The sequence below is a fragment of the Streptomyces boluensis genome, from assembly GCF_009908195.1.
In the GTDB taxonomy this organism is placed as follows: domain Bacteria; phylum Actinomycetota; class Actinomycetes; order Streptomycetales; family Streptomycetaceae; genus Streptomyces; species Streptomyces boluensis.
Genome location: NZ_JAAAHS010000428.1, coordinates 1 through 5,986, shown reverse-complemented (window position 1 = coordinate 5,986; position 5,986 = coordinate 1). Strand labels below are relative to the sequence as shown.

At 73.3% G+C, this 5,986-nt stretch carries 5 protein-coding genes and 1 pseudogene; 3 read left to right on the top strand and 3 right to left on the bottom strand.

Going from position 1 to position 5,986, the window contains the following annotated elements; translation table 11 throughout:
* Positions 1-131 precede the first annotated feature (131 nt).
* The gene (locus GUY60_RS32835) at positions 132-794 is read left to right on the top strand and encodes a class I SAM-dependent methyltransferase (RefSeq protein ID WP_161704547.1); all 663 of its coding nucleotides are present in this window, start codon (positions 132-134) and stop codon (positions 792-794) included.
* A 10-nt stretch (positions 795-804) separates the two neighbouring features.
* Here GUY60_RS32835 and GUY60_RS32830 read toward each other — a convergent pair whose 3' ends face one another.
* A complete protein-coding gene (locus tag GUY60_RS32830; protein ID WP_161704545.1) occupies positions 805-1,176 on the bottom strand; it encodes a fic family toxin-antitoxin system, toxin component in 372 nt (123 codons plus the stop codon).
* Positions 1,173-1,427 (bottom strand): toxin-antitoxin system HicB family antitoxin, encoded by a 255-nt coding sequence (locus GUY60_RS32825; RefSeq protein WP_161704543.1) that lies wholly within the window; start codon positions 1,425-1,427, stop codon positions 1,173-1,175. Before GUY60_RS32825 ends, GUY60_RS32830 begins: the two co-directional genes overlap by 4 nt.
* Positions 1,428-1,609: 182 nt before the next feature.
* On the opposite strand from GUY60_RS32825, the gene GUY60_RS32820 reads away from it, so the two are divergent.
* The gene (locus tag GUY60_RS32820; protein ID WP_161704541.1) at positions 1,610-2,416 is read left to right on the top strand and encodes an ABC transporter ATP-binding protein; all 807 of its coding nucleotides are present in this window, start codon (positions 1,610-1,612) and stop codon (positions 2,414-2,416) included.
* Positions 2,417-2,430: 14 nt separating this feature from the next.
* The gene (locus GUY60_RS32815) at positions 2,431-4,995 is read left to right on the top strand and encodes an ABC transporter permease (protein WP_161704539.1); all 2,565 of its coding nucleotides are present in this window, start codon (positions 2,431-2,433) and stop codon (positions 4,993-4,995) included.
* Positions 4,996-5,059: 64 nt separating this feature from the next.
* On the opposite strand, the pseudogene GUY60_RS32810 reads toward GUY60_RS32815, so the two are convergent.
* Positions 5,060-5,986: pseudogene (locus tag GUY60_RS32810) on the bottom strand (hypothetical protein); the annotation flags it as partial.

The following is a 5,986-nucleotide window of genomic DNA, read 5'->3' as shown; positions in this document are numbered from 1 at the left end:
CCTCAATCGCCGGAGGGGCTGAAATCACGAGCCCAGGGGTCCCGGGGCCGGCCCCCGAAGCGCCGCAGGCTTTCGGGAAGGGGCGGGGCGGGGAAGAGTGAACGTGAGCGCACTCCCCAGGAGGTACCGCCATGCCACCGAAAAGCACCGTGCACCACCCCCTCTTCGCCCGCTTCTACGCCTGGCAGTCGCACGCCGCCGAGCCGGTCATCGGGCCGTTGCGCAGTGAGCTCCTCGCCGGGCTCACCGGTCGGGTCATCGAGATCGGCGCGGGCAACGGGCTGAATTTCGCGCACTACCCGCGCACCGTCTCCGAGGTCGTCGCGGTCGAGCCCGAGCGGGTTCTGCGGCGGCACGCGGTCGAGGCCGCGCTCCGGGCCGAGGTGCCCGTGGATGTCGTACCGGGGGTGGCCGAGGCGCTGCCCGTCAAGAGCGAGGCCTTTGACGCCGTCGTGCTGTCGCTCGTGCTGTGCAGTGTGCGGGACGTGCGGCGGGCGCTCGCCGAGGCGTGCCGGGTGCTGCGGCCCGGTGGTGAACTGCGGTTCTTCGAGCACGGGTTGGCGCCCGACGGCCGGGTGATGCCGGGGGTGCAGAAGGGCCTCGACCGTACGGTGTGGCCCCTGCTGTTCGGCGGCTGTCATGTGGCGCGCGACCCGCTGGCCGGACTGCGCGCGGCCGGCCTGGACCTGGGCCCGTACCGCCGCTTGCACGTGCCGGACCACGGGCCCCGGCTGCCCACCTCGTACTGCGTGCTCGGCCGTGCGCACCGGCCGGGCGGGGACGCCGCCGACTGAGCGGGTGGCCTCAGCTGGTCCAGCGGCGTAGCTCGTCCGCGAGGGCGTGTACGTCGGCGCTGCCGTCCTTGACCAGGCGGGCCAGGTCGCGGACCTGTTCCGGTGTGGTGGCGACCTTCTGGCCGTCGGCCACGAGATAGGCGTACGCGACGGCCGAAGCGAACATGGCGTTGGCGCGCTCCAGGGCCGGGATGTGCAGGAGCTGCTGGAGGAGCGCGGCGGCCCGGGTGTGCGGGTCGTCGTACACCGGAACGCCGAAGATCTCCGCCTCGTGCCGGGCGACGGCCGCGACGAGGGAGCCCCAGTCGGCGACCTGCGGGTCGGAAGGCGTCTTCTGCTCGGCGACCATCAGCAGCCAGGCGAGGTCGATCCGCAGGCTCAACGGCGGTCCTCGGGGCGCTGCGCGCGGGGCGCCGGGGCGTCGGTCGCGGCGAACTCCTGGGCGAACACCGACTCGTACTGCTTCATGAAGTCGGCCGCGGCGTCCACGAAGGTCTGGCCGACCTCCCCGACGTCCTGCCGGACCAGCTCCTCGATGTAGCGGTTCACGCTCATGCCGCGGGCGAGGGCACGCTCCCGGGCGGCACGGGCCGTGTCCTCGTCCACGCGTACGTTCAGCTGAGTCTTGGCCACCCCCTCACGCTAGCGCCGGAGCGCTAGCAGCGGCAAGGGCGGGCCCTGCCGACTTCCGGTGCCCCCTACACCCGTCTGGTTCGCAGTTCACCCCTGCCTGAGGCGGATTACGGTGCTTGTGGGGAGCTATTGCGCTCGGTGCCCTCGGAGGCGTCGCGCGGCTCGACCCGGAGGAGGCGGCCTTGTCCACACCTGCTGCTACGGACGGCGCCGGAGGCGGCACGGGTCAGGTCGCCGCCCGTGCGCGCGGCCTCACCAAGGCGTACGGAACCGGGGAGACCGCGGTCCGTGCGCTCGACGCGGTGGACGTGGACATCGCGCGCGGGCGGTTCACGGCGGTGATGGGGCCGTCCGGTTCCGGGAAGTCCACGTTGATGCACTGTCTGGCCGGGCTCGACTCCGTGTCGGCGGGCCAGGTCTGGCTGGGCGACACGGAGATCACCGGGCTCAAGGACCGGGAGCTGACCCGGCTGCGGCGGGACCGGGTCGGCTTCATGTTCCAGTCGTTCAACCTGCTGCCGACGCTGACGGCCGCCGAGAACATCACGCTGCCCATGGACATCGCGGGCCGCCGACCGGACAAGGCGTGGCTGGAGCGGGTCATCGACACGCTGGGCCTGCGCGACCGGCTCACCCACCGGCCCGCGCAGCTCTCCGGCGGTCAGCAGCAGCGAGTGGCCTGCGCGCGGGCGCTCGCCTCCCGGCCCGAGCTGATCTTCGCCGACGAGCCGACCGGCAACCTGGACTCGCGTGCGGGCCTCGAGGTGCTCGGCTTTCTGCGCGAGGCGGTCGACCGGCTCGACCAGACCGTGGTGATGGTGACCCACGACCCGAGCGCCGCCGCCCACTCCGATCTGGTCCTGTTCCTGGGCGACGGGCGGATCGTCGACGCGTTGCGCGAGCCGACGGCGGATCGGGTCCTGGAGCGGATGAAACGCTTCGACACCCTGGTGCCGGAGGCCGTGGCCAAGCCCGACGGCGAGGGGTGAGGGGTGAGGGCGTCGTGCTGAAGGCCACGCTGCGGAGCTTCTTCGCGCACAAGGGGCGGCTCGCGCTCTCCGCGCTCGCGGTGCTGCTGTCCGTCGCGTTCGTCACCGGCAGCCTGATCTTCTCGGACACGGTGACCCGTACCTTCGACCGTCTCTTCGCGTCCACCGCCGCGGATGTGACGGTCTCCCCGAAGGAGGGGGTCGCCGCGGGCGAGCAGTCCGGCAGCGTCCCCACCCTGCCCGTCGAACTGGCCGCGCGGGTACGGGAGTTGGACGGGGTGGCGGGTGCGCACATCGACGCCGCGGTGGAGAACGTCACTGTCGTCGACGCCCGCAGGAAGCCGGTCGGGCCGACCACCGGCGCCCCCTCCATCGCCACCAACTGGTACGTCAGCGACCGCAGTCCGGTCGAGCTGACCTCCGGGCACGCGCCGCGCGGCCCCGGCGAGGCGCTGCTCGACGCGGACACCGCCGACAAGAAGCACGTGGGTATCGGGGACACCCTGACGGTCCTCGCCGCGCCGGGCTCGTTCGACGTACGGGTCGTCGGCATCGCCACGTTCACCACCACCAACCCCGGCGCGGCCCTGGTCTTCCTCGACACCCCGACCGCGCAGCAGAAGCTCCTCGGTGACGCGGACGCCGCCACCAGCATCTCCGTGACAGCCCCGCCCGGCGTCAGCGACGACACCCTGAAGCGGACCGTCGCGGCCGGCCTCGGCGACCGCTACGAGCTGAAGACCGCTGACGAGGAGGCCGAGTCGGCCGCCGCGCAGCTCGGCGGATTCCTCGACGTGATCAAGTACGTGATGCTGGGCTTCGCCGGAGTCGCGGTGCTCGTCGGGGTCTTCCTGATCGTCAACACCTTCTCCATGCTGATCGCGCAGCGCACCCGCGAGCTGGGCCTGCTGCGCGCCCTGGGCGCCGACCGGAGGCAGGTGCGCCGCTCGGTGCTCGTCGAGGCGCTGCTCCTCGGCCTGGTCGGCTCGACGCTCGGCCTGGCCACCGGCATCGCCCTGGCCTTCGGCCTGATCGAGCTGATGAGCCTGGCCGGGATGAACCTCGACGCCACGGAGATGGTGATCGGCCCGGCGACCCCGGTCTCCGCGTACGTGGTGGGCGTCGGCGTGACCGTCGTCGCCGCGTATCTGCCGGCCAGGCGGGCGGCGCGGGTGTCGCCGATGGCCGCGCTCGCGGACGCCGAAGTCGCCGGTGTGGGACGGCCGTTGACGCTGCGCGCGGTGGCCGGGGCGGTGGTCGGGGCGACCGGGGCGGCGGCACTCGCCGGGTGCGCGGCGAGTACGGACACCTCGACGGCGGCGTCGCTGCTCGGCCTCGGTGTCGTCCTCACCCTGCTCGCCACGGTGGTCGCGGGACCGCTCCTCGTACGGCCGGTGATCCGGGTGCTCGGCGGCGCGTTCCCGGCGCTGTTCGGCCCGGTGGGGCGGATGAGCCAGCGCAACGCGCTGCGCAACCCACGGCGTACGGGCGCCACCGCCGCGGCCCTGATGGTGGGCCTCGCCCTGGTCGCGGGGCTCTCGGTGGCCGGTGCGTCCATGACGAAGTCCTTCGACCAGGAGATCGACCGGACGCTCGGCGCCGACTTCCTCGTGCAGGGCGGCACCTTCCTGCCGTTCCCCCGGGAGGTCACCGAGCGGGTACGGGATGCCGAGGGTGCCGGACTCGTCGTACGGCAGCGGTTCGCGCCGCTCGAACTCGCCCTGCCGGACGGCGCACACGTCACGTCGACGGCCGCCGCGTTCGACCCGCGGGTCGACGAGGTGGCGAAGCTCGAGTTCGCGGCGGGCTCCACCGCGGCCGCGCTCGCCCCCGAACACATCGGCATGGACCGGGAGTTCGCCGCCGAGCACGGGGTGCGGGTCGGGGACGTACTGCCCGCGGAGTTCCCCGGTGAGCGCCATGCCCGGCTCACCGTCGGCGCGCTCACCGACCGGGGCGGACCGGTCGCGCCGGGCGCCGACGGGGGCCTGGTCATCGGCATGGCCACCGCGGACGCCCACCTGCCGGGCGGGCAGGACTCGGCGCTGTTCGTGAACGCGGCCGACGGCACCGACGCCCCCGCCCTGCGGGCCGCCCTGGACGCGGCGCTCGACCCGTATCCCCAGGTGCAGGTGCGGGACCAGGCCGACTACAAGGAGCTGGTGCGCGGGCAGATCGCCGTGCTGCTCTACCTGGTGTACGCGCTGCTCGGCCTGGCCATCGTGATCGCGGTACTCGGGGTGGTGAACACGCTCGCCCTGTCGGTGGTGGAGCGCACCCGTGAGCTGGGTCTGCTGCGCGCGATCGGCCTGGGGCGGCGGCAGTTGCGGCGCATGATCCGCCTGGAGTCGGTGGTCATCGCGGTGTTCGGCGCGGTCCTCGGGCTCGGCCTCGGCCTGGTGTGGGGGCTCGCCACACAGCGGGTGCTCGCCCTCGAAGGCATGCGGGCGCTCGCGATCCCGTGGGGCACGGTCATCGCCGTGGTGCTCGGCTCGGTCCTCGTGGGCCTCGCGGCGGCGCTCGTACCGGCGTTGCGGGCCTCGCGGATGAACGTCCTCGACGCCATCGCGCACGAGTGAGCCGCGCCCCGGAAGCCGGGGCGCGGCCCTCAACAGCCGTTCCGTGCAGGAGAGTTCGCCGGAGTTACTTGTCCGGCTCCCAGAGCGTCGCCGAGGTGAGGTACGTCGGCAGGCTGTCGGCGGAGTCCCGGTTGACCTTGCGGATCCACAGGTGCGCCACGGCCTTGTCCGCGGTCTCCACGCAGATGCCGACGCCCTTCTTCAGGACCGAGTCGTCGCGCAGCTTGTCGAGCGGCACCGGGTTGGGCAGCGAGCTGTCCCGGGCGGCCTTGAGACAGGTGCTCGGGGTGGGGAACTCGGCGGTGACGGTGTTCATGATGCTGCCGTCGGTGGCCTGGAACCCTTCCTCCGGGTCGGGCTCCTCGCAGGCGTGGTACGCGAGGGCGCCCAGGAAGTCGGCGGCGTCGATGTTGCCGTGCTGGTTCACGCTGAAGTCGTTGTCGATGTCGATGTGCATGGTGTCGCACTTCGACACGTTGTCGGCCTTCTCCGGCTTCGGACCGGGGATCGTCACCGTCTTGTCCTGCACGGTCAGGCGCCAGCCCGCCTCGGTCTTCGCTCCGCCCGGGACCGGCGCCTCGGTCGAAGGCTCGCTGTCCGCACCGGAGTTGGCGTCGCCCGCGTCCGTGGGATCGCTCGGCCCGGTGCTCTCGCCCGGCTCGTCGGTGGCCTCGGTGGCGGGCGGGGTGTCGCCCTCGGCCAGCATCTTGTAGCCGAACACGGAGCCCGCGCCGACGGCCACGACACCGACGACGGCGGCCGCGACGAGCAGCCCGGTCCGCTTCCGCTTCGGCGACTGCGTGGGCGCGGTCGGCCCGCCCACGGGTCCGGAGGGTGCGGCGGAGGGGGCGCCCTGCGCGGCGAACTGCTGCCCGTACGGCTGGCCTTGGGCGGCGGGCGCGCCCGGCGGGGGCGGCGGTACGGGCGCGGCGTGCGGGGCCACCGACGGCGGCGGAGGCGTGGCCGGACCCTGCGCGGCCTGGGCGTGCGG

Bases quoted from the DNA above. Each gene is read 5' to 3' on its own strand.
- GUY60_RS32835 (WP_161704547.1), top strand. From the start codon at position 132: ATGCCACCGAAAAGCACCGTGCACCACCCCCTCTTCGCCCGCTTCTAC.